Here is a 22,382-nt window from a genome sequence, read left to right as displayed (position 1 = left end):
CAAGCCAATGTGGGAGCGAGCCTGCTCGCGATAGCGGCGGTACAGTCAACATCATCGTTGACTGTACCGCCGCTATCGCGAGCAGGCTCGCTCCCACAAGGGATAGTGTCTGGATCAGGGTTTCGCGGCCGCCAGGATCAACGCTTTCATCTCCGCCACCGCCGACTTGAACCCGACGAACAACGCATGGGCCACCAGTGCATGACCGATGTTCAGTTCGTTGATGCCCTTGATGGCCGCGATGGCCGCGACGTTGTGATAGTGCAGGCCGTGGCCGGCGTTGACGATCAGACCCTGGGCCAGGCCGAAGGCGACGCCATCGGCGACCCGCTGCAACTCGTCAGCCACGTCAGTAGGCGTCTCGGCATCGGCATAACGGCCGGTGTGCAGCTCGATGGCCGGGGCACCGACCCGCTTGGAGGCTTCGATCTGCCGTTCGTCGGCATCAATGAACAGCGATATCTCGGCACCGGTCTTCGACAGGCGCTCCACCGCCAGGCTGATCCGCGACTCTTGCCCCGCTACGTCCAGGCCGCCCTCGGTGGTCAGTTCCTGGCGCGTTTCCGGCACCAGGCAGATGTGCGCAGGGCGGATGCGCTCGGCGAACGCCATCATTTCTTCGGTCAGGCCCATCTCGAAATTCATGCGGGTTTGCAGCACATCCTTGAGCAGCAGCACGTCGCGCTCCTGGATGTGGCGACGGTCTTCACGCAGGTGCACGGTGATGCCGTCGGCGCCCGCCTCTTCGGCGTCCAGTGCGGCCTTGACCGGATCCGGGTAGCGCGTACCCCGGGCCTGGCGGAGGGTGGCGACGTGGTCGATGTTCACGCCGAGAAGAATGCGTTGGCTGGTGCTCACGAAAAAGCGCTCCTGAATGGGCAAATAGTCGGCCCACAGCATACGGGTTGCTCAGGGCTTGCGAAACAGCTCGCGACTGACCAGCGGCCTGCCGCCCAGGTGAACCGCCAGGGCTTGGCGCATCAGGCGCTTGGCCGCCGACAGCGCGCCCGGCGCACTCCAGTCGGCCTCGGCCATGGCCAACAGCTCGGCGCCGTTGAACAGACCCGGTTGCAGCAGGTAGACCTGCTCCAGGCCAGCATCCACTTGCAAGCGGTACAGACCGTCCGCCGCGATGGGCGCACCGTGCAGGTCGGTGTCCAGGGCAAAACCATAGCCGAGGTCGTCCAGCAGCCGCCATTCGAACGAGCGCAACAACGGCTCCAGCGGACGGACTTCGGCCAAGGCCAGCAGTGTCGCGGCGTAGTGATCGAAGACGGCGGGATGGGGATCTTCGGCGGGCAGCAGGCGGATCAGCAGTTCATTGAGGTACAAGCCGCTGAACAACGCCTCACCGTTGAGCCAGGCCGCGACGCCCGAGCTTTCCATGCGCCCGACATTCTTCAGCTCGCCTCGGCCGCGGAACTCGACTTCCAACGGCACGAATGGCCGCGCCAGCGTCCCGGCCTTGCCCCGCGCCCCACGCAACACCGCCCGCAAACGCCCCTGAGGCGTGAGGAAGTCCACCAGGGCGCTGCTTTCGCGGTAGGCGCGCGAATGCAGGACGTAGGCGGCTTGGGCGATGGGTTGGGTGGGGGACATGTGGGTGCGTTTCTCAATGACTGGACACAGTACGACTGGACACCAAAAAACCACTGTGGGAGCGAGCCTGCTCGCGATGAGGGACTGATATTCAACACAGATGTTGACTGACAGACCGCTATCGCGAGCAGGCTCGCTCCCACAGTAGTGGAACTCATGTATGCAGAAAGATCAGAGGTCGCCGTAACCCAACGAACGCAACGCCCGCTCGTCGTCCGACCAGCCGCCTTTCACCTTGACCCACAGGTTGAGCATGATCTTGGAGTCGAACAGCAGCTCCATGTCCTTGCGTGCCTCGGTGCCGATGCGCTTGATGCGCTCGCCCTTGTCGCCAATGATGATCTTCTTCTGGCCGTCACGTTCGACGAGGATCAAGGCGTGGATGTGCAGGGTCTTGCCCTGCTGCTTGAATTCTTCGATCTCGACGGTGATCTGGTACGGCAGCTCGGCGCCCAGTTGACGCATGATTTTCTCGCGCACCAGCTCCGCGGCGAGGAAACGGCTGCTGCGGTCGGTGATCTGGTCTTCAGGGAAGAAATGATCGTTTTCCGGCAGGTGGTCGGCAATCACCCGCTCCAGCGCGTCGAGGTTATGGCCATGCTGGGCAGAGATCGGGATGATCTGGGCGTTGGGCAGCTGTTCCTGCAACCAGGTCAGGTGCGGCATCAGCTCGGCCTTGTCCTCGATGCGGTCGGTCTTGTTCAGCGCCACGATCAACGGGCCGGTCACGTACTGGACGCGCTCGAGGACCATCTGGTCTTCCTCGGTCCATTTGGTGCGGTCGACCACGAAGATCACCACGTCGACGTCTTTCAACGCCGCCGAGGCAGTCTTGTTCATGTAGCGGTTCAAGGCCTTCTCGCCACCCTTGTGCATGCCCGGGGTGTCGACGTAGATCGCCTGGACGGCGCCTTCGGTCTTGATGCCCAGCATGTTGTGGCGGGTGGTCTGGGGTTTGCGCGAGGTGATCGCCAGTTTCTGCCCGAGGATGTGGTTGAGCAATGTGGACTTGCCCACGTTCGGCCGGCCAACGATGGCGACATAGCCGCAGCGGGTAACGTTTGTATCAGTCATTGCCATTCTCCACGCCCAGGGCAATCAGTGCTGCGGCGGCCGCTACCTGTTCGGCAATACGACGGCTCACACCCTGACCCCGGCTTTTTTCATTCAGTAAGACGACTTCGCATTCGACGAAGAAGGTTCGACAATGCGGCTCACCCTGGATATCCACGACTTCGTAGCGCGGCAGCTCGCAGCTGCGTGATTGCAGGAATTCCTGCAAACGGGTCTTCGGGTCCTTGTTGGTGTCCACCAGCGTCAGGCTGTCGATCTCGGACGTCAGCCAGGCCAGCACACGCTCGCGGGCCATTTCCATGCCCGAATCCAGATAGATCGCGCCGATCAGCGCTTCCAGGGCGTCGGCCAGGATCGATTCGCGGCGAAAACCACCGCTTTTCAACTCGCCGGAGCCCAGGCGCAGGTAGTCGCCCAGGTCGAAACCACGGGCCAGTACGGCCAGGGTCTCACCTTTCACCAATCGCGCGCGCAAACGCGACAACTGGCCTTCGCGGGCCAGCGGGAAGCGCTCGAACAGCGCCTCACCGGCGACGAAGTTGAGAATCGCATCCCCGAGGAATTCCAGGCGCTCGTTGTTGCGCCCGGCAAAACTGCGGTGAGTAAGGGCCAGGAGCATCAGGTCCGGGTCCTTGAAGGTGTAGCCGAGCTGGCGCTCGAGACGGCTTAGAGAAACGCTCACGGTTTACCCACGTTGAGTTCGTGGCTGGGGTCCACTGCCACGCCGGCAAGGCGCGGTTGGCTTGGGACAATTAACGCTGTGTTCAAAAATAACGTCCTGAGTATCGGTGGCTTCATGCATTCGGGCGACCTTATGCGGGCTCCAGAAATGCATTCGGCGCTGTGTTCAACAGCGCCGTGTGTGATTACTTGATCAGGCCAACCCGCGAGAAATTCGGCAGGTGACTGAGTTTGGGTTCCGGCCAACTCATCCAGACTGCAAAGGCCTTGCCGACGATATTCCGGTCGGGGACCATGCCCAGCAGGTCCTTGGGAATGTTCGGATCATCCCAGTAGCGGCTGTCGTTCGAGTTGTCGCGATTATCGCCCATCATGAAATAGTGCCCCGCCGGCACGGTCCACGAATGGTCCGGCGTTGCGCGGTAGCGGCTCATTTCCTTGCGGATCAGGTGCTCGACCTCGCCGAGTTTTTCCTTGTAGAGCTCGGCGCTGCCCAGTGTACCCGGCTCGGAACCGAGCAACTGTTCAGCCACCGACTCGCCATTGACGAACAGGCGCTTGTCGGCGGTGTAGCGGATCGTGTCGCCCGGCAGGCCAACCACCCGCTTGATGTAGTTGACGTTCGGATCGCTCGGGAAGCGGAACACCATCACATCGCCGCGCTGCGGGTCACCCACCTCGATGACTTTCTTGTCGATCACCGGCAGGCGGATCCCGTAGGAGAATTTGTTCACCAGGATGAAATCGCCGACATCCAGGGTCGGCTTCATCGAGCCGGACGGGATCTGGAACGGTTCCACCAGGAACGAACGCAGCACCAGCACGATGAACAGCACCGGGAAGAACGACTTGCCGTATTCGACCAGCAGCGGTTCCTTGTTGAGTTTCTCGACCACTACGCCATCAGGCTGGCTGACGCTGCCCTGATAGGAGGCGATGGCCGCCCGGCGCCGCGGCGCCAGGAACAACAGATCAAGCAACGCCAACAAGCCGCAGACAAACACGGCGATCACCAGCAACAGCGGGAAATTTAGCGACATAGGACCTAACTATCCAACCTGAGCACCGCAAGGAAGGCTTCCTGTGGAATTTCCACATTACCGACCTGCTTCATGCGTTTTTTACCGGCCTTCTGCTTTTCCAACAGCTTGCGCTTACGGCTGACGTCGCCGCCATAGCACTTGGCCAATACGTTCTTTCTGAGCGCCTTGACGGTTGTACGCGCCACAATCTGCCCACCAATAGCGGCCTGGATTGCCACGTCGAACATCTGCCGAGGAATCAGTTCCTTCATCTTCTCGGTCAACGCACGACCTTTGTAGTGCGCGTTGTCACGGTGCACGATCAATGCCAGGGCATCGACCTTCTCACCGTTGATCAGCACATCCAGCTTGACCAGATTAGCCGATTGGTAACGATCGAAATGATAGTCCAGCGAAGCATAGCCGCGACTGGTGGATTTCAGGCGATCGAAGAAATCCAGTACCACTTCGTTCATCGGCAGGTCGTAGGTCACCTGGACCTGCGAGCCGAGGAACAGCATGTCGTGCTGTACGCCGCGCTTTTCGATGCACAGGGTAATAACGTTACCCAGGTGCTCCTGAGGCACAAGGATATTCGCCCGCACGATCGGTTCGCGCATGTCCTCGATGGCCGACAGGTCCGGAAGCTTGGACGGGTTGTCGACGTAGATGGTTTCACCATTCTTGAGCAACAGCTCGAAGATAACCGTCGGCGCCGTGGTGATCAGGTCCAGGTCGTACTCGCGCTCCAGGCGCTCCTGGATGATTTCCATGTGCAGCATGCCCAGGAACCCGCAACGGAAGCCGAAGCCCAGGGCGTCGGAGCTTTCCGGGGTATATTGCAGGGACGAGTCGTTCAGGGTCAGCTTTTGCAGGGCTTCGCGGAAATCCTCGAAGTCGTCGGAGCTGACCGGGAACAGGCCGGCGTAGACCTGGGGCTGGATACGCTTGAAACCAGGCAGCACATCGACGTCTGGGGTGGAGCTCAAGGTCAGGGTGTCGCCGACCGGCGCCCCATGAATGTCCTTGATGCCGGCGATGATGAAACCGACTTCACCGGCCTTGAGGTCGACGGTGGCGCTGTGTTTCGGATTGAACACACCGACGCTGTCCACCAGGTGGATCTTGCCGGTGGACTTGACCAGGATCTTGTCGCCCTTCTTCACGCGGCCATGGCGCACGCGAACCAGGGAGACCACGCCCAGGTAGTTGTCGAACCAGGAGTCGATGATCAACGCTTGCAGCGGATCTTCGATATTGCCGGTCGGCGCGGGAATGGTGGTCACCAGGCGCTCGAGCACTTCGTCCACGCCCAGGCCGGTCTTGGCGCTGCACGTGACCGCGTCGGTGGCGTCGATGCCGATGATTTTCTCGATTTCTTCTTTCACGCGGTCCGGATCGGCCTGGGGCAGGTCGATCTTGTTCAGCACCGGCATGACTTCCAGGCCCTGCTCGATGGCCGTGTAGCAGTTGGCTACCGACTGCGCCTCGACGCCCTGGCCGGCATCGACCACCAGCAACGCACCTTCACAGGCCGCCAGCGACCGGCTGACTTCGTAAGTGAAGTCAACGTGGCCTGGGGTATCAATGAAGTTCAATTGATAGGTGATGCCGTCGCGGGCCTTGTAATAGAGGGTGACGCTGTGGGCCTTGATGGTGATCCCGCGTTCACGCTCGAGATCCATGGAGTCCAGGACCTGGGCTTCCATCTCGCGCTCGGCCAGGCCGCCGCACATCTGGATGAAGCGATCGGCCAGCGTCGACTTGCCATGGTCAATGTGGGCGATGATGGAGAAATTGCGGATATGACTCAAATCACTCACGGATCAACACTCAAAAAGGCTGCAGGCATGGCCCGCCGAAAAATAGCCGGCAATTGTACCTGATAGACCGCGCAAGTGGGAGCAAAGCTTGCTCGCGAAACAGCCACCTCGATTTCCGAAGGACCGCATCGCCTGTGTCGCGAGCAAGCTTTGCTCCCACACCGCCTTGCTTCCACAACCCTCTCGCTACACGTGAGATCAACCCGCCCGGCGCAACAGCCAGAGCCCGGCCAACGCACAGACGCCCGCCGGCACCAGCACCGCAAGCAGCGGCGAGAACCCGAACACCAGGCTCGATGGCCCGAGCAGATCCTGAGCGATACGGAAGGTGAAGCCCACCAGCACACCGGTAAACACCCGCTGACCCAGGGTCACCGAGCGCAGCGGGCCGAAGATGAAGGAAATCGCCATCAACACCAGGGCGGCGGTCACCAGCGGCTGCAACACCTTGACCCAAAAAGCCAGCCAGTAGCGGCCGTTGTTCAGGCCCTGGTCGGCCAGGTAATGGATATAACCCCACAACCCGGTGATCGACAGGGACTCCGGTGCCATCACCACGGTGCTCAGCAACTGCGGGCTGATCGTCACTTCCCAACGCTCCTCGGGGGCAGCGACCACCTCGGTACCCTTGTCATGGAACAGGGTGGTGGTGACATCGGTCAGTTGCCAGTGGTCCTCGGCAAAATTGGCGCGCTTGGCGAAGCTCGACGAGAGCATGTGCCGCTGGTCGTCGAAGCGATACCGGGTCACACCATAGAGGACGCCGTTGGGCTGGACCGAGTTGATGTGGATGAACTCATCACCCTGGCGGTGCCACAGGCCATGCTTGGCGCTTTGCGCGTCGCCGCCGCCCTGGGCCAGGGAGCGATTGGCCTGGGCAGTATTCTCGGTGGCCGGGGCGATGTACTCGCCGATCAGCACGCCCACCAGCATCAGCACCAGCATCGGCTTCATGACCGCCCAGACGATCCGACCAATGGACACACCGGCGGCGCGCATGATGGTCAGTTCACTGTTGCTCGCCAGGCTGCCCAGACCGATCAGGCAGCCGATCAGCGCAGCCATCGGCAACATGTCGTAGAGCCGGCGCGGCGCGGTCAACAGCACATAGCTGGCCACGTCCGTCAGGGTATAGGTGTCGCTGACGTCGCTCATTTCATCGATGAAGGCAAACAGGGTCGCCAGGCCGAGAATGATCCCCAGCACCGCCAGGATCGCGACGAACACGCTGCTGCCGATGTAGCGATCGAGTTTAACCACGGGCCACCTCCAGCGCGCTGCGACGGCTGGCCAGCTTCAGGCGCAGCGGTTCCCAATAGAGCAGCCCCAGGCCGATGGCCAGGAAAATCCCATGCACCCACCACAGACCCAGCGCTGGCGGGATCTTGCCTTTTTCCAGGGCACTGCGGGCGGAAATCAGGATGGTCAGGTAAGCCATATACAGAAGAATCGCCGGTAGCAACTTGAGGAAACGACCCTGGCGTGGGTTGACCCGCGCCAGCGGGACCGCCATCAGGGTCACGATGAACACCAGCAGCGGCAACGACAGGCGCCATTGCAGTTCGGTGCGGGCACGGATGTCTTCACTGCCCAGCAGGCTGGCCGTGGGCATCGCGTCGCGATCGGTGACTTCTTCACTGACTTCAGGCTTAGGCAGCAACACGCCATAAGTGTCGTATTTGATGGCGCGATAATCAGCCTGCCCTGGATTGCCGTCGTAGCGGTAGCCGTTATTGAGGATAAGGTAGCGATTGCCTTCGGGACTGATTTCCTGCCGGCCTTTTTCAGCCACCAGCACGGAAATGCCGCGATCCTTGCCACCATCGGACGACAGGTTCTTTTGTGTGATGAAGACGCCGCCCAGGTTGATCCGGTCTTCCGAGAGCTGCTCGGTGTAGGTCACGCGCGTACCGTCGCGCAGGGCCTGGAAGCGACCCGGCACCAGGGTGTCGAACTCGGTCATCGCATCCTGCTGGTTGATCAGCAACTGAAACTGATTGGCGCCCTGGGGGGCCAGGCTCAGGCTCAGCCATGCCACCAGCAGCGCGACCAGCGTGGCCGGGAAGAGCGTCATGCGAAACAGGCGTTGCTGGCTCATGCCAGTGGCCGACAGCACGGTCATTTCGCTGTCCAGGTACAAACGGCCGTAGGCCAGCAGAATGCCGAGGAACAACCCCAGCGGCAGGATCAGTTGCAGGAAGCCCGGCAGGCGGAACCCCATTATCAGGAACAGGGAGCCCGGGTCCAGGGCACCGGAAGCCGCCTGGGCGAGGTATTTGATGAAGCGCCCGCTCATGATGATGACCAGCAGCACGGCACTGACCGCACTCAGGGTCAGCAGGACTTCGCGGGATAGATAACGGAAGACGATCAAACCAGACACTCCAGGGTTGTCAGGCTAAGGCGGCCAAACAAGCAAACAGATCGAGCCGGCCCGCCACAGCGCGCCGCCGAAAAAAGAGCCGCATTATCCTGTGATTGGAGGCGCCTGTCACTTCGCACGCTTTGACCCCGTGGCTAAACGCACAAAGTCGCGCTGACAGCGGGGTTGTCAGGCTCGGCCGCCGGGGTTCAAACTGCGGCCTTTGTCGCCGGCGCGATACCGTGATTGCTTCACTCGCCACAGTCAGCGCCTGGCATCTAGACCATTCATTCAGGGATCCGGACATGGAACTGGTTGTAAAAAGCGTCAGCCCAGAAACGTTGAAAACCGCCACGCTGGTGGTTGCCATTGGCGAAAACCGCATGCTCGGCGTCGTCGCCAGCCAACTCGATGCCCTGAGCGGCGGTGCGATCACGGCCGTGCTCAAGCGCGGCGACCTGGCCGGCAAGGTCGGCCAGAGCCTGTTGCTGCACAGCCTGCCCAACCTCAAGGCCGAGCGTGTGCTGCTGGTGGGCGTGGGCAAGGACACCGAACTGGGCGACCGGCCGTTCCGCAAAATCATCGCCGGCGTGCTGGGCACCCTCAAGGGACTGGGCGGCGCCGAGGCCACCCTGGCCCTGGATGAACTCGTGGTCAAGGGTCGCGACAGCTACGGCAAGAACCGCCTGTTGGCCGAAACCCTGGTGGACGGCGAATACCAGTTCGACCGCTTCAAGAGCCAGAAAGCCGAACCCCGGGCCCTGAAAAAAATCACCCTGCTGACCATCAAGGCCGCCCAGGCGGAAGTCCAGCGCGCCGTGACCCACGCCACCGCGATCGCCAACGGCATGGCGTTCACCCGCGACCTGGGCAACCTGCCGCCGAACATCTGCCACCCGACGTTCCTCGGCGAACAGGCCAAGGCGCTCGGCAAGGAGTTCAAGGGCCTGAAGGTCGAAGTCTTCGACGAGAAGAAAATCAAGGACCTGGGCATGGGTTCGTTCTACGCCGTCGGCCAGGGCAGCGCCCAGCCGCCGCGCCTGATCGTCATGCAGTACAACGGCGGCAAGAAATCCGAGAAACCGTATGCCCTGGTTGGCAAGGGCATCACCTTTGACACCGGTGGCATCAGCCTCAAACCGGGCGCCGGCATGGACGAGATGAAGTACGACATGGGCGGCGCCGCCAGCGTGTTCGGGACCCTGCGTGCCGTGCTCGAACTGAAATTGCCGATCAACCTGGTGTGTATCCTGGCCTGCGCCGAGAACATGCCGAGCGGCACGGCCTCGCGCCCTGGCGACATCGTCACCACGATGAGCGGCCAGACCGTGGAAATCCTCAACACCGACGCCGAAGGCCGCCTGGTGCTGTGTGACGCCCTCACCTACTCCGAGCGCTTCAAGCCGCAGGCGGTGATCGACATCGCGACCCTCACCGGCGCCTGCGTCGTCGCCCTCGGCGCCCACACCTCGGGCCTTCTGGGCAACAACGACGAACTGATCGGCCAATTGCTCAGCGCCGGCCAGCAAGCCGACGACCGCGCCTGGCAACTGCCGTTGTTCGATGAGTACCAGGAACAATTGGACAGCCCGTTCGCCGACATCGCCAACATCGGTGGCCCGAAAGCCGGGACCATCACGGCGGCGTGCTTCCTGTCGCGCTTCACCAAGAACCTGAACTGGGCGCACCTGGATATCGCCGGCACGGCCTGGACCAGCGGTGGCAAGGACAAGGGCGCCACCGGTCGTCCGGTTCCCCTGCTGACCCAATACCTGCTGGACCGCGCCAAGGCCTGACATCAATGACCGCCGCTGGCGTCGCCTGCGGGTGACGACAGCGGCGGCTCAGGAACCGCAATGACCAAAGTCGATTTCTACATCCTGCCCAGCGCCGATCCGTCGGCGCGGCTGGATTTCGCCTGCAAGCTCACGGAAAAGGCCTGGCGCATGGGCCACCGCATCTACCTGCATTGCAGCGATGCCGCCCAGCGCGAAGACCTGGATGCGCGCCTGTGGGCATTCAAGGGCGAAAGTTTCGTGCCCCATGGCCCGGCCGAGAGCGAACCCGACGGGCTGATCGTGCTGGGACTGGGGGATGATTGCGGCCTGCACCAGGACCTGCTGGTCAACCTCGACCTGAAAGTACCGGCCTTTGCCCAGCGTTTCGCCCGCGTGGCGGAAGTGGTGGTGGAAGACCCGGCCATCCGCCAAGCCGCGCGGGAGAGTTTCCGTTTCTACCGCGAACAGGGCTATCCTCTGCAAGACCACCGTTTACAGCGACTCTGAGCCTACGATGGACACGCCAAAACCGCCGCAAAAGCCCGCGCACCTGCTGGACGACCTCGAGTCGATCCGCCAATTGCTCGGCGACGACAACCTGCAACCACCGCTGCTGACCGACACGGTCGTGCATGAACCTGTGCACGAAGAACAGATTCCGCTGCTGTTCGATTCGATCAACGGCCACCCCGAACCCAAGCCCGCCGCCAAGGCCGAGCCGAAAGGACCCGACGCCCTGCTACACCTGGACGCGGAATTGCGCGCCGCCGCGCAGTTGATCATGCAGGACGTCATCGACGACTTCGCCCCGCACATCGAAACCGAGATCAAGCGCCGGCTGGATGCACGGATGGAACGGCTGCTGAGTCAGTACGAGTAACCCGTTACCTGAACTGACCTCCTGTGGGAGCGGCCTTGCTCGCGAAAGCGGTCTGATATTCAACATCGATGTCGACTGATACACCGCATTCGCGAGCAAGCCCGCTCCCACAAGGGTCCGGTTGTGTCCACAATCTCCGCGCCCGACGCTTGCCGCCTGTGGCTTGCATCTGCCCCGCCCGCTATACTTCCCGGCTTTTCCTGAATAAATGCCAATAGGGTCCCGCCGCGCATGGATAAGACCTACCAGCCGCACGCCATTGAAACTTCCTGGTACAACACCTGGGAGTCCGAGAATTATTTCGCTCCGCAAGGCGCGGGCGATTCCTACACCATCATGATCCCGCCGCCGAACGTCACCGGCAGCCTGCACATGGGCCACGGCTTCAACAACGCGATCATGGACGCCCTGATCCGTTTCCGCCGCATGCAGGGTCGTAACACCCTGTGGCAGCCAGGCACCGACCACGCCGGTATCGCCACGCAGATGCTGGTGGAGCGTCGCCTCGAAGCCCAGGGCCAGAACCGCCACGACCTGGGCCGGGAGAAATTCCTCGAGAAAGTCTGGGAATGGAAAGACGAGTCCGGTGGCAACATCAGCCGCCAAATCCGTCGCCTCGGCTCGTCCGTGGACTGGAGCCGCGAACGCTTCACCATGGACGACGGCCTCTCGGAAGCGGTGAAGGAAGCCTTCGTGCGCCTGCACGAAGACGGGCTGATCTACCGCGGCAAGCGCCTGGTCAACTGGGACACCAAGTTGCACACGGCTATTTCCGACCTCGAAGTGGAAAACCACGACGAGAAAGGTTTCCTCTGGAACCTCAAGTACCCGCTGGCCGACGGCGCCAAGACCGCTGAAGGCAAGGATTACCTGATCGTCGCCACCACCCGGCCGGAAACCATGCTCGGTGACTCCGCCGTGGCGGTGAACCCGAACGACGAACGCTACAAGGCCCTGATCGGCAAGTTCGTGGAACTGCCCCTGGTCGGCCGTCGTATCCCGATCATCGGTGACGACTACTGCGATCCGGAATTTGGCACCGGCTGCGTGAAGATCACCCCGGCCCACGATTTCAACGACTATGAAGTCGGCAAGCGCCACAACCTGCCGCTGCTGAACATCTTCGACAAGAACGCCAATGTCTTGCCGGCCGCCCAGGTGTTCAACCTCGACGGTACGCTGAACGAGAGCATCGACGGCCAGATCCCGGCCGAATACGCCGGCCTCGACCGCTTCGAAGCGCGCAAGCAGATCGTCGCGGCCTTCGATGCCGCCGGCCTGCTGGTGAGCGTCGACGATCACGGCCTGAAGGTCCCGAAAGGCGACCGCTCCGGCACCATCATCGAACCGTGGCTGACCGACCAATGGTACGTGTCCACCAAGCCGTTGGCCGAGCCGGCGATTGCCGCGGTGGAAGACGGTCGTATCCAGTTCGTGCCCAAGCAATACGAGAACATGTACTTCTCCTGGATGCGCGACATCCAGGATTGGTGCATCAGCCGTCAGCTCTGGTGGGGCCATCGCATTCCGGCTTGGTACGACGAGTCGGGCAAGGTCTATGTCGGCCGCGATGAAGCCGAAGTCCGCGCCAAGCACAACCTTGGCCCGGACGTTGCGCTGCAACAGGACAACGACGTCCTCGACACCTGGTTCAGCTCGGGCCTGTGGACGTTCTCGACCCTGGGCTGGCCGCAGCAGACCGAGTTCCTGAAGACCTTCCACTCCACCGACGTGCTGGTCACCGGTTTCGACATCATTTTCTTCTGGGTCGCCCGGATGATCATGATGACCATGCATTTGATGAAGAACGAAGACGGCACGCCGCAGGTGCCGTTCAAGACCGTCTACGTCCACGGCCTGGTGCGCGATGGCCAGGGCCAGAAGATGTCCAAGTCCAAGGGCAACGTCCTTGACCCGCTGGACATCATCGACGGCATCGACCTGGAAGCCCTGGTGCAGAAACGCACTTCCGGCCTGATGCAGCCAAAACTGGCGAAGAAGATCGAGAAGGCCACCCGCGAGGAATTCGCCGAGGGCATCGCCAGCTACGGCACCGACGCCCTGCGTTTCACCTTCTGCTCGCTGGCGTCCACCGGCCGTGACATCAAGTTCGACATGGGCCGCGTCGAAGGCTACCGCAACTTCTGCAACAAGATCTGGAACGCGGCGCGCTATGTGCTGGACAAAGGCGAAGACTGCGGCCAGAACGGCGAAGCCTTCGAACTGACCCTGGCCGATCGCTGGATCATTTCGCAGCTGCAACGCACCGAGGCCGAAGTCACTCGCCAACTGGACCAGTTCCGCTTCGACCTGGCCGCACAGGCCTTGTACGAGTTCATCTGGAACCAGTATTGCGACTGGTACCTGGAACTGTCCAAGCCGGTGCTGTGGGATGAGAACGCCCCGGTCGAACGCCAGCGCGGCACCCGCCGCACCCTGGTGCGCGTGCTCGAAGTGGCCCTGCGCCTGGCGCACCCGTTCATGCCGTTCATCACCGAGGAAATCTGGCAGCGCGTCGCACCGCTGGCAGGCGCCCAAGGCAAGACGATCATGCTGCAGCCTTGGCCGGTGGCCAATGAAACCCGCATCGATCCGGCCGCCGAAGACGACATCGAGTGGCTCAAGACCTTCATGCTGGGCCTGCGTAACATCCGCGCCGAAATGAACATCGGCCCGGGCAAGCCGCTGACCCTGTTCCTGAAGAACGCCAACGCCGAAGACTTGCGCCGCCTCGACGAAAACGACGCGTTGCTGAAGAAACTGGCGAAGCTCGAATCGGTGACCGTCCTGGCTGCGGGCGAAGAAGCACCGCTGTCGGCTACCGCGCTGGTCGGCGAGATGGAAGTGCTGGTGCCGATGGCCGGCCTGATCGACAAGGCCGCCGAACTGGCGCGCCTGGACAAGGAAATCCTGCGTCTCAAGGGTGAAGTGCAGCGGGTCGGCGGCAAGCTGTCCAACGCCGGCTTCGTCGACAAGGCCCCAGCCGACGTCATCGAGAAGGAACGGACCAAACTGGCCGAGGCTGAACAGGCCTTGGGCAAGCTGGCTGAGCAACATGCGCGGATTGCCAGTCTGTAACGGCTGTTCGTAACGGAAGAAGGAGGCCCTGGTGGCCTCCTTTTTTCTGCCCGCCCGTTTCTTGCAAGCACTGAGCCCCTGTGGGAGCGAGCCTGCTCGCGATGACGGCGGTAAATTCGCCAACGATGCAAGCTGACCCACCGCCATCGCGAGCAGGCTCGCTCCCACATTGGATCGCGCTGAAAGTGCAATTGGGTTCGCAAGGGCTGGATATGGGACAATACCCGCCACTTTCTGAGCCACCCCCGAATCGACCCGCCCATGACCGCCCCCCGCACGCCCAAACCTGCACGCCAAAAGCCCAAGCCTGCCGCCGATACCAAGGCCGCCGAGCCGCGGGAGAAGGCCAGCCTGCATCCTCGCAATCGCCATCAGGGCCGTTACGACTTCCCGGCACTGATCAAGTCCACGCCAGAACTGGCCAGGTTCGTGATCATCAACCCCTACGGCAAGGAAAGCATCGACTTTGCCAGCCCTGAAGCCGTGCGGGTGTTCAACCGGGCGCTGCTCAAATCCTTCTATGGGATTGCCCATTGGGACATTCCGGCCGATTACCTGTGCCCGCCGGTACCAGGCCGGGCGGACTATGTGCACTTCCTGGCCGACCTGCTCGCTCGCCATAACGAGGGGGAAATTCCTCGCGGTGCGGCGGTCAAGGTCCTGGACATCGGCACCGGCGCCAACTGCGTCTACCCATTGATTGGTTACAGCGACTACCGCTGGCACTTCCTGGGTTCGGAGATCGACCCGACGGCCATCGCCTCGGCCAAGGCCATCGTGCAATCCAACGGATTGAACAAAGCCATCCAATTGCGTCAGCAAGCCGACCGCAAGCAGATTTTACTCGGCCTGCTGGACGACGCCGAGCGGTTCGACCTGACGATGTGTAACCCGCCCTTCCACGCCTCCCTGGAGGAAGCCACCAAGGGCAGCCAGCGCAAGTGGCGGGCATTGGGCAAGGCCGATCCGAAACGCAAGCTGCCGGTGCTGAACTTCGGTGGCCAGGCCGCCGAGCTATGGTGCGAAGGTGGGGAAGCGCGGTTCGTGACCCAACTGATCAGCGAAAGCGTCCAGGTGGCCCGCCAGGTGCTGTGGTTCAGCACGCTGGTGTCGAAGGCCTCGAACCTGCCGGCGATTCAGGCTGCGTTGAAAAAGGCCGGTGCGCTGCACAGCCAGGTGGTGGAAATGTCCCAAGGGCAGAAGCAGAGCCGCTTTGTGGCCTGGACCTTTCAGACACAAGCGCAGCAGCAAGCCTGGCGCCACGCGCGCTGGGTCAGTAAGCAATGAAAGCCTCTGATGTAAAAACACCTCTGTGGGAGCGAGCCTGCTCGCGATAGCGGTGGATCAGCTTGTATCAATGGTGGATGTACCGCCGTCATCGCGAGCAGGCTCGCTCCCACAGCGGGCCATGCCAGGCTGACCCGCTTTCGCAGGGCAATAAAAAACCGTGCTCGGATCGCTCCGTAGCACGGTTTTCTTACAGCGGTCTTACTTGTTGACCGCGTCGGTCAGGCCTTTGGCCACAACCAGCTTGATCACTTTCTTGGCAGCGATTTCGATGGCAGCGCCAGTCGAAGGGTTGCGGCCAGTGCGGGCAGGACGCTCGGTGACTTTCAGCTTGCCAACACCTGGCAGGGTGAATTCGCTGCCGTTTTCCAGCTGATCGGCAACGATTTGGCCCAGTTGGTCCAGCAGTGCACGCACGGTGGTTTTCGGCGTGTCTACAGCTTCAGCCAAATCAGCGATCAGTTGGTCTTTAGTAAGAGCCATGTAGTGTTCCTTCCCTATCAAATTCATATGGATTGCAGAGTGCAGTGTCAGCCATCGAGCCCGATCCATCTTGGTCAGGCACCCTCGGCAATCACCGCGACGGATCGGGGTAATAGATGCCGAAAACCGGGTTTGGTTCGACCTGACAAATGCTGAATGCACGCTTAACGCAGTGAGTTAGCGTAAGACCGGGCAAAACTAGCACAACCCCTGTGAAATATCCGCTTCTAGCTACCCATTTGGTCAGCTTTCTTGCGCTAAAACGGTAAAAAAATGCATATAGGCTGTCGGACGGGTCTGAAAGGGGCTTTGCCGGGTTCCCAAACCAGTGATTGCGGTACACTGGGCCCTTTTCGGGGAGGCCGCCTCCTCTCTTTCATCAGCCGAGAAATCCATGCCGATCCGTCATTGCATCGTCCACCTGATCGACAAGAAACCCGACGGCACCCCCGCCGTGCTCCATGCCCGCGACTCCGAACTGAGCGAGTCCACGGCCATCGAGAACATGCTCGCCGACCTCAACGAGAGCTACAACGCCAAACAAGGCAAGGCCTGGGGCTTCTTCCATGCCGAGTCCGGGGCGCACCCGTTCAGCGGCTGGTTGAAGGAATACCTGGAGGGCGGCAAGGATTTCACCGCCTTCAGTCGCGTGGCGGTGGAACACCTGCAAAAACTGATGGAGGAATCCAACCTGTCGGTGGGCGGCCACGTGTTGTTTGCCCATTACCAACAGGGCATGACCGACTACCTGGCGATTGCCCTGCTGCACCACAGCGAAGGCGTGGCGGTGACCGACGAGCTGGACGTGACCCCGTCCCGTCACCTGGACCTGGGCCAGTTGCACCTGGCAGCGCGGATCAACGTGTCGGAGTGGCAAAACAACAAGCAATCCAAACAATACATTTCCTTCATCAAGGGCAAGAACGGCAAGAAGGTCTCGGAGTACTTCCGCGACTTCATCGGCTGCCAGGAAGGCGTCGACGGCCCCGGCGAGACCCGCACCCTGCTCAAGGCCTTCAGTGACTTCGTCGAAAGCGAAGACCTGCCGGAAGACGATGCCCGGAAAAAAACCAAGACCCTGGTGGACTACGCCAGCAGCCAGGCCAAGATCGGCGAGCCGATGGGCTTGGAGGAATTGTCCGGGCTGATCGACGAAGAGCGCCCGAAAGCCTTCTACGATCATATCCGCAACAAGGACTACGGCCTGTCGCCGGAGATCCCGGCGGATAAACGCACCCTCAACCAGTTCCGCCGCTTCACCGGCCGCGCCGAAGGGTTGTCCATCAGCTTCGAAGCGCACTTGCTCGGCTCCAAGATCGAGTATGACGAAGAAGCCGGCACGTTGATCATCAAGGGGCTGCCGACTTCACTGACGGATCAGCTCAAGCGGCGTAATTGAGCGTTTTTGCCAACGCAGTGCGAGGCACCTGAGAAATTTAATCGCGAACCATTATAAAAAACTGTCAGCTCTGACAGTCCTCATTCTCCAAGCGACTGCATAACCTAATATCAAGAGGACTTCCAGCCCTCTTGATATTTAAAATCCAGAGCAACCGGAGAAAAAATAATGACTCTTCAAGCCCCCGTTTTTACTAGCCCCGCGCCACACAGTACAGGAAATAACCCTCCTTACGTCACTGGTACGGCTCACCCGAACAGTGCAGTAACCATTTGGGAAACCAACCACCAAACCGCCATTCTTGGAACCGCTATTTGCGATGCCAATGGAAATTTTGCCACCACATTAAATCTCAGCCAAGCAAGTCACCAGAATTCTGGGGCGGTGTTAATAATAGGCGGTATTTGCTCGAATCCCACGGACTCATCTGGTTATGCCCAAGACCTGATGTTTTACCTTTGAACCGTAAAATATCCATGGGTGCCCTTAGAAACAAGGGCCCCCGTGATTTAACCAACATTTACGTTTTCGCAAAAAATTCGAAACCCGATCCTCGGAAAGTGCACATGCACCACCCCGCCGCGTGCGTCTTCGCGGCGCAGGATCAGTTCTTCACGTCCAGCAAACAGCAACTCTCCGGCCACCGGATCGACGCCATAGTCCGTCGCAGCGATGGTCACCTGCTGCCCTTTGGCAAACCCGTTCGGCTCCTCGAAGGCTTCTTCCGGCAACGCTGCCGGGGTGGCGTTTCGGGCGACTTCCAAGGCTTCTTCAGCACTCATCGCGCTCGACGTACCATGGCCGAAACCCAATACCCGCGCCAGCCAGGCGGACACCGCCGGGTACGCGTCCACCAGCGGCGAGGTCACCACAGTGCCCTTGAGGAACCACAACGGATGGGCCATGGCGAAGTCGGCAATCGAGGGATCGCCCAGCAAGAAGTCACCTTCCTCGCGCTGCAACTGTTGCTCCAGGCGCGCCATGATCGTTGGCCATTGGTGCTTGGCCTGCTCGGCGGACAAACGGGTTGCGCTGCCTCCACTGAACAACCCGGCGCGGTCGGTGATGAAGGCCTTGATCGCTTCGGGCGCTAGCTTGGCAAAACGCACGGCCACCGATTCGGGCTGGAACACCAGGCTTACCGCATGCTGGAACACCACCGAATCGGCCCAGGCAGCAAACGACGCCGCGATCATTTCCCGGCCTTCGGGGAACAGCGCCGGCGAAGCTTTCTCCTGCTCCAGCCGGCGCGCCATCAGCGAGGTGTCGCAATAGATGTCTGCTCCTATCTGCAAGACCGGCGTCTTGCGGTAACCGCCCGTCAGGGCCGTCAGGTCAGGCTTGGGCATCATCGGCGGGATGTGCACCGAACGCCAGGACAGGCCCTTGAACCCCAGTAACAACCGGGCTTTTTCCGCAAAAGGAGACGTCGGGTAATGATGAAGGATCAACTCGGACATGGTATTCGCCACTGCAGGAATGAAGGCTTGCAGCTTAGCGCGCCACGCGCAGCCAGCCTACCGGCCTGATGAAGCTGTATCAGTGCGGTTGATGAGGCGACGCTGCACTGGCCACCAGGCACTCCTTGGCGCTTTTCCTGAGCTTTTTGATCAGCCGCTCCTGGCGCAGGGCTTCGCCCTTGTCGCGACAGGCTTCGGTATACACCAGGGCCACGGCCGGGCTGGACAGGAAGAAACGCGCACCTTTGCCGCTTTGATGCTTGGCGAAGCGCCGTACCGGGTCATCGCTGATGCCGCAGTACAGCGAGCCGTTGGCAGCCCGCACCAGATAGACGAACCAGGGCTTGCCCGGTTCGGCTGGAGTGTGAGCAGGCAGATCGGAAGATTCGTGGGTGATCGTCACAAGCTGTTCAACAGGTGCGCAGAAACAAGCTGCGATCTTATCAGCGACTGGCCTGGAAGGCTCGCAGCCCTTTGAGCGCCTGGGCCCGCACGGCGTTGCGCACCAGCGGCGTCCAGCCCAGCAGCAGGCCCTTGGTGCCCAGCGCCTGACGGGACCAGCGCCACAGGTCGAAGCTGTCGTGGTGCTCGCAGATCTTGCCATCGCGAAAAACGAAGCGTGCCTGGATGTCGTTGATCACGATATTGCCGGTCTGGCTGAACAGGTAAGTCGCGACCCAATGGGCACCGCCGGTGCGCTCGTCACTGCGCACGTTATCGAAGGTCAGGGAGAAATCCTTGGCCCGGGTGGTGAGCATGCGCCACATGTCACCGGCATCACGGCCACGCAGTTCGCCAAAGGCCGGGTCGCTGAACACCACGTCGTCGGTGTAGCAGGCGCTCATGGCTTCGGCGTCCAGGCGCTGGAAGGCCTGGTAGAAGCGGGTGATCAGGGCGTTGTGGGCATCACTCATGGACAGGCTCCGAAAATCATTTCAGTAAGGCTGCACGATAATCTGCCGACGCGCGGAAGACTATCGTCATTCGCCATGAAAATGATATCAGCGAAGAGGACCGACCCTTTCGCTGCTGACCCCCACGTACCGCGCCCGACCGGCGCCGATGCCGGCGATGATCGCGCCCAGGCCAACCAGGCCAAAGATCCAACCCAAAGCATTCCAGCCGCCGGTCAAGTCATGGACCACGCCCACCGCGAACGGCCCCAGCGATGCCAGCGTATAGCCGAAGCCCTGGGCCATGCTCGACAGGTTCGCGGCCACATGGGCGTCCCGTGAGCGCAGCACGATCAGCGTCAGCGCCAGGCTGAAGGTCGCGCCCTGCCCCAGGCCCAGCAGGATCGCCCAGCCCCACAGGCCGTCGATCGGCGCATAGAGGCAACCGAACAACCCGCCAAGGGTCATGGTCATGACGATCACGATGGCCAGCCGCTGGTCCTTGCCGCGCGTCGCCAACCAAGGCGCGGCCAGGGAGCTGATCAATTGGACGATGACCGAACCGGACAACACCAGCCCGGCCTGGATCGGGCTCAAGCCGCGACCGATGAGGATCGACGGCAGCCAGCCGAACACGATGTAGGCCAGGGACGATTGCAACCCCATGTACAGCGTCACCTGCCAGGCCAGGGGATCACGCAACAGGCCGCGAACCCGATACGCCACCTGATGCGCCCCGTGTTTGCGGCCCACTTGCGGCAACCAGAACACTGCTGCCAACAGCGCCGGTACCACCCAAAAACCCAGGCCCAACGTCCAGGCGTGACCCAACTGCTCACTCAACGGTACCGTCGCCCCGGCCGCCATCGCTGCCCCCAGGCACAGGGCCATGGTGTAGACACCCGTCATGGCGCCGGCCTGTTTGGCAAAGTCACGCTTGACGATCCCTGGCAGCAGCACGCCGATCACGCCGATGCTGGCGCCCGCCAGGATGCTGCCGGCGAACAGCCCGACCTGGCCGAACGAGCTGCGCAGAACAATCCCGCCGGCCAGCGTCAGCAAAATCCCCAACACCACCCGCTCGGCCCCGAAGCGCCGCGCCAGCACCGGCGCCAGCGGCGCGAACAGGCCCAGGCAAAGCACGGGCAGTGTGGTCAGCAGACCGGCCTGGGCCGCCGAAAGACCGAGGCTCCTGGATACTTCGCTGAGCAGCGGCGCCATGCTCGACAGCGCCGGACGCAGGTTCAGCGCTACCAGGATCAACCCGAGCAGCAACAACCAGGGCCGGCGCACCAGCGGATGGCTCGACTGCGCCTGCTCGTCGTCGGCTTCGGCGTCGATCAGCAGTTCTTCAAGGTCGCCGGTGCGTTTGGGCATCGTCGAGGGGTTGGGGTCATGCGGGTGACGAGACATGGAAAGCTCTGCTTCAGGGTTCATTGATCAACTGCCGACAGGGACTTGGCCCGTTGCGGAACAAGTCGAACACAGATGGATGACGAGGAACGATATTGGGGCGCTGGCGCAATGCGCACTGATCACGCTGGAAATAGCGGTACGGCCCGCTGAGCGCCGACCAGGCGGCGGTGAAATCACAAACCGAATTTTCTGACATGTTAGTCAGCTTCACGTAGGACGGCAACCGCCTACGGTCAATGGGAGGCAAACGAAGCAACATTTTCGATTGGTCAAAACTACCCTATTAGGGTAGTTTCAATGGCAGGGTTAGAAGCTTCTTATGGACAAGAACACACCTCATTACGACCTGGCGGTGATCCAGGCAGATGTCCGGCGGCTCAAAGGAAACCCGTTCACCAGCACCGCCAAAATACCGCACGGGCGCTCGGCTTGACACTCGCCGACATGCAGGCGGTGGTGGCCGGGCTCCAGCGCAGCCAGTTCTACAAGTCGATGACCACCTATGACGATCATCGGGTCTGGCACGACGTCTATCACCTCCACTCACATGATTTGCAGCTTTACATCAAGGTGACGTATCGCCCGAGCGGCGGCCCACCGGTGGTTTCCTTCAAGGAGAAGAACCCATGAAAACCCAGCAGTGTTTCAGCTGTGGTGCCCCCCAGGGCATGTCGCATTTCGAAGGCCGTGGCGAAACCCTGGCCGTCAAGGGACTGGAACGTCGGGTCGACGATCTATCTGGCTGGGAGTGCCAGATGTGCGGGGAAGTCGAGTACGACGCCGACTGTTCGCAACGTCATGACCGCGTGGGCGATGAGCTGGTCAACGCCGCCAGGAAAATGATCGGCGAAGAATTGAAACGTGTTCGACGCAAACTGCATCTGTCGCAAAAGGAGGCGGTGGCGTTGTTGTCCGGCGGTGGTCACAACGCGTTTTCCCGCTATGAGCGCGGTGAGGTACTGCCACCCAAGGCATTGATGCTGCTGATGCGCCTGCTCGACCGCTACCCGCATCTGCTTGCCGATGCGAAGACATTGGCGGAAGACGCCGACTTGAGGCAATTCAAGACAACGGTGCACAAGGAGCACGAAACCCTCACGGTGCCCTGAGCATCCGCTGCACATAAAACAAACCCGGAACAACGTCC

At 61.4% G+C, this 22,382-nt stretch carries 21 protein-coding genes and 1 pseudogene; 9 read left to right on the top strand and 13 right to left on the bottom strand.

Going from position 1 to position 22,382, the window contains the following annotated elements; genetic code table 11:
* Positions 1-114: 114 nt before the first annotated feature.
* From pdxJ to lptF, 8 genes are all read right to left on the bottom strand, one after another.
* On the bottom strand, positions 115-900 hold the full coding sequence (pdxJ, locus tag J7E36_RS15060; RefSeq protein ID WP_251030637.1) for a pyridoxine 5'-phosphate synthase: 786 nt from the start codon (positions 898-900) through the stop codon (positions 115-117).
* A 9-nt stretch (positions 901-909) separates the two neighbouring features.
* Positions 910-1,599 (bottom strand): DNA repair protein RecO, encoded by a 690-nt coding sequence (gene recO, locus J7E36_RS15055; protein ID WP_215004209.1) that lies wholly within the window; start codon positions 1,597-1,599, stop codon positions 910-912.
* A 171-nt stretch (positions 1,600-1,770) separates the two neighbouring features.
* Positions 1,771-2,673, bottom strand: a complete 903-nt coding sequence (era, locus tag J7E36_RS15050; protein ID WP_215004208.1) for a GTPase Era — start codon at positions 2,671-2,673, stop codon at positions 1,771-1,773.
* Positions 2,666-3,355, bottom strand: a complete 690-nt coding sequence (gene rnc / locus J7E36_RS15045; protein ID WP_186705175.1) for a ribonuclease III — start codon at positions 3,353-3,355, stop codon at positions 2,666-2,668. The genes era and rnc overlap by 8 nt, the downstream gene beginning before the upstream one ends.
* Positions 3,356-3,539: 184 nt before the next feature.
* A complete protein-coding gene (gene lepB, locus J7E36_RS15040; RefSeq protein WP_215004207.1) occupies positions 3,540-4,394 on the bottom strand; it encodes a signal peptidase I in 855 nt (284 codons plus the stop codon).
* A 5-nt stretch (positions 4,395-4,399) separates the two neighbouring features.
* The gene (gene lepA / locus J7E36_RS15035) at positions 4,400-6,199 is read right to left on the bottom strand and encodes a translation elongation factor 4 (RefSeq protein ID WP_215004206.1); all 1,800 of its coding nucleotides are present in this window, start codon (positions 6,197-6,199) and stop codon (positions 4,400-4,402) included.
* Between the two features lie 198 nt (positions 6,200-6,397).
* Positions 6,398-7,459 carry an LPS export ABC transporter permease LptG gene (lptG, locus tag J7E36_RS15030; protein WP_215004205.1) on the bottom strand — a complete coding sequence of 354 codons (1,062 nt, stop codon included), beginning with the start codon at positions 7,457-7,459 and terminating at the stop codon, positions 6,398-6,400.
* On the bottom strand, positions 7,452-8,573 hold the full coding sequence (gene lptF / locus J7E36_RS15025) for an LPS export ABC transporter permease LptF (protein ID WP_215004204.1): 1,122 nt from the start codon (positions 8,571-8,573) through the stop codon (positions 7,452-7,454). Before lptF ends, lptG begins: the two co-directional genes overlap by 8 nt.
* Positions 8,574-8,866: 293 nt before the next feature.
* On the opposite strand from lptF, the gene J7E36_RS15020 reads away from it, so the two are divergent.
* The 5 genes from J7E36_RS15020 (at position 8,867) to rlmF (ending at position 15,584) form a co-directional block, all read left to right on the top strand.
* A complete protein-coding gene (locus J7E36_RS15020; protein WP_215004202.1) occupies positions 8,867-10,357 on the top strand; it encodes a leucyl aminopeptidase in 1,491 nt (496 codons plus the stop codon).
* Positions 10,358-10,417: 60 nt separating this feature from the next.
* Positions 10,418-10,846, top strand: a complete 429-nt coding sequence (locus J7E36_RS15015) for a DNA polymerase III subunit chi (protein WP_215004200.1) — start codon at positions 10,418-10,420, stop codon at positions 10,844-10,846.
* Positions 10,847-10,853: 7 nt separating this feature from the next.
* Positions 10,854-11,219 (top strand): DNA polymerase III subunit chi, encoded by a 366-nt coding sequence (locus tag J7E36_RS15010; RefSeq protein ID WP_215004198.1) that lies wholly within the window; start codon positions 10,854-10,856, stop codon positions 11,217-11,219.
* Between the two features lie 231 nt (positions 11,220-11,450).
* Positions 11,451-14,297, top strand: coding sequence for a valine--tRNA ligase (locus J7E36_RS15005; protein ID WP_215004196.1), 2,847 nt, complete (start codon positions 11,451-11,453; stop codon positions 14,295-14,297).
* A gap of 261 nt (positions 14,298-14,558) precedes the next feature.
* Complete coding sequence (rlmF, locus tag J7E36_RS15000; RefSeq protein ID WP_215004194.1) at positions 14,559-15,584, top strand: 23S rRNA (adenine(1618)-N(6))-methyltransferase RlmF; 1,026 nt, start codon at positions 14,559-14,561, stop codon at positions 15,582-15,584.
* A 201-nt stretch (positions 15,585-15,785) separates the two neighbouring features.
* Here rlmF and J7E36_RS14995 read toward each other — a convergent pair whose 3' ends face one another.
* Complete coding sequence (locus J7E36_RS14995) at positions 15,786-16,067, bottom strand: HU family DNA-binding protein (RefSeq protein ID WP_215004192.1); 282 nt, start codon at positions 16,065-16,067, stop codon at positions 15,786-15,788.
* Between the two features lie 394 nt (positions 16,068-16,461).
* Here J7E36_RS14995 and yejK point away from each other — a divergent pair, with 394 nt between their 5' ends.
* Positions 16,462-17,466, top strand: a complete 1,005-nt coding sequence (yejK, locus tag J7E36_RS14990; protein ID WP_215004190.1) for a nucleoid-associated protein YejK — start codon at positions 16,462-16,464, stop codon at positions 17,464-17,466.
* A 168-nt stretch (positions 17,467-17,634) separates the two neighbouring features.
* The gene (locus J7E36_RS14985; protein WP_215004187.1) at positions 17,635-17,928 is read left to right on the top strand and encodes an Ig-like domain-containing protein; all 294 of its coding nucleotides are present in this window, start codon (positions 17,635-17,637) and stop codon (positions 17,926-17,928) included.
* 47 nt (positions 17,929-17,975) lie between these two features.
* Here J7E36_RS14985 and J7E36_RS14980 read toward each other — a convergent pair whose 3' ends face one another.
* From J7E36_RS14980 to J7E36_RS14965, 4 genes are all read right to left on the bottom strand, one after another.
* Positions 17,976-18,926 (bottom strand): glutathione S-transferase family protein, encoded by a 951-nt coding sequence (locus J7E36_RS14980; RefSeq protein ID WP_215004185.1) that lies wholly within the window; start codon positions 18,924-18,926, stop codon positions 17,976-17,978.
* A gap of 79 nt (positions 18,927-19,005) precedes the next feature.
* Positions 19,006-19,329, bottom strand: a complete 324-nt coding sequence (locus J7E36_RS14975) for a GIY-YIG nuclease family protein (RefSeq protein ID WP_215004183.1) — start codon at positions 19,327-19,329, stop codon at positions 19,006-19,008.
* A gap of 40 nt (positions 19,330-19,369) precedes the next feature.
* Positions 19,370-19,840, bottom strand: a complete 471-nt coding sequence (locus J7E36_RS14970; protein ID WP_053124854.1) for a nuclear transport factor 2 family protein — start codon at positions 19,838-19,840, stop codon at positions 19,370-19,372.
* A gap of 87 nt (positions 19,841-19,927) precedes the next feature.
* The gene (locus J7E36_RS14965) at positions 19,928-21,256 is read right to left on the bottom strand and encodes a CynX/NimT family MFS transporter (protein ID WP_215004181.1); all 1,329 of its coding nucleotides are present in this window, start codon (positions 21,254-21,256) and stop codon (positions 19,928-19,930) included.
* Positions 21,257-21,554: 298 nt separating this feature from the next.
* Between J7E36_RS14965 and J7E36_RS14960 the strand changes: the two are divergent.
* Positions 21,555-21,865: pseudogene (locus J7E36_RS14960) on the top strand (type II toxin-antitoxin system MqsR family toxin).
* Positions 21,862-22,344 (top strand): type II TA system antitoxin MqsA family protein, encoded by a 483-nt coding sequence (locus J7E36_RS14955; protein WP_215004179.1) that lies wholly within the window; start codon positions 21,862-21,864, stop codon positions 22,342-22,344. The pseudogene J7E36_RS14960 and the gene J7E36_RS14955 overlap by 4 nt, the downstream one beginning before the upstream one ends.
* Positions 22,345-22,382: the final 38 nt, after the last annotated feature.

Source organism: Pseudomonas fluorescens (assembly GCF_018614775.1).
GTDB classification, from domain to species: Bacteria; Pseudomonadota; Gammaproteobacteria; order Pseudomonadales; family Pseudomonadaceae; genus Aquipseudomonas; species Aquipseudomonas fluorescens_BY.
This window is presented reverse-complemented; position numbering and strand designations above follow the sequence as displayed.

What these genes read in the sequence shown, in the direction of transcription:
- pdxJ (WP_251030637.1), bottom strand. Translation starts at nt 900, where the DNA reads ATGCTGTGGGCCGACTATTTGCCCATTCAGGAGCGCTTTTTCGTGAGC.
- recO (WP_215004209.1), bottom strand. Translation starts at nt 1,599, where the DNA reads ATGTCCCCCACCCAACCCATCGCCCAAGCCGCCTACGTCCTGCATTCG.
- era (WP_215004208.1), bottom strand. Translation starts at nt 2,673, where the DNA reads ATGACTGATACAAACGTTACCCGCTGCGGCTATGTCGCCATCGTTGGC.
- lepB (WP_215004207.1), bottom strand. Translation starts at nt 4,394, where the DNA reads ATGTCGCTAAATTTCCCGCTGTTGCTGGTGATCGCCGTGTTTGTCTGC.
- J7E36_RS15020 (WP_215004202.1), top strand. Translation starts at nt 8,867, where the DNA reads ATGGAACTGGTTGTAAAAAGCGTCAGCCCAGAAACGTTGAAAACCGCC.
- J7E36_RS15015 (WP_215004200.1), top strand. Translation starts at nt 10,418, where the DNA reads ATGACCAAAGTCGATTTCTACATCCTGCCCAGCGCCGATCCGTCGGCG.
- J7E36_RS15010 (WP_215004198.1), top strand. Translation starts at nt 10,854, where the DNA reads ATGGACACGCCAAAACCGCCGCAAAAGCCCGCGCACCTGCTGGACGAC.
- J7E36_RS15005 (WP_215004196.1), top strand. Translation starts at nt 11,451, where the DNA reads ATGGATAAGACCTACCAGCCGCACGCCATTGAAACTTCCTGGTACAAC.
- rlmF (WP_215004194.1), top strand. Translation starts at nt 14,559, where the DNA reads ATGACCGCCCCCCGCACGCCCAAACCTGCACGCCAAAAGCCCAAGCCT.
- J7E36_RS14995 (WP_215004192.1), bottom strand. Translation starts at nt 16,067, where the DNA reads ATGGCTCTTACTAAAGACCAACTGATCGCTGATTTGGCTGAAGCTGTA.
- yejK (WP_215004190.1), top strand. Translation starts at nt 16,462, where the DNA reads ATGCCGATCCGTCATTGCATCGTCCACCTGATCGACAAGAAACCCGAC.
- J7E36_RS14985 (WP_215004187.1), top strand. Translation starts at nt 17,635, where the DNA reads ATGACTCTTCAAGCCCCCGTTTTTACTAGCCCCGCGCCACACAGTACA.
- J7E36_RS14980 (WP_215004185.1), bottom strand. Translation starts at nt 18,926, where the DNA reads ATGTCCGAGTTGATCCTTCATCATTACCCGACGTCTCCTTTTGCGGAA.
- J7E36_RS14970 (WP_053124854.1), bottom strand. Translation starts at nt 19,840, where the DNA reads ATGAGTGATGCCCACAACGCCCTGATCACCCGCTTCTACCAGGCCTTC.
- J7E36_RS14965 (WP_215004181.1), bottom strand. Translation starts at nt 21,256, where the DNA reads ATGAACCCTGAAGCAGAGCTTTCCATGTCTCGTCACCCGCATGACCCC.
- J7E36_RS14955 (WP_215004179.1), top strand. Translation starts at nt 21,862, where the DNA reads ATGAAAACCCAGCAGTGTTTCAGCTGTGGTGCCCCCCAGGGCATGTCG.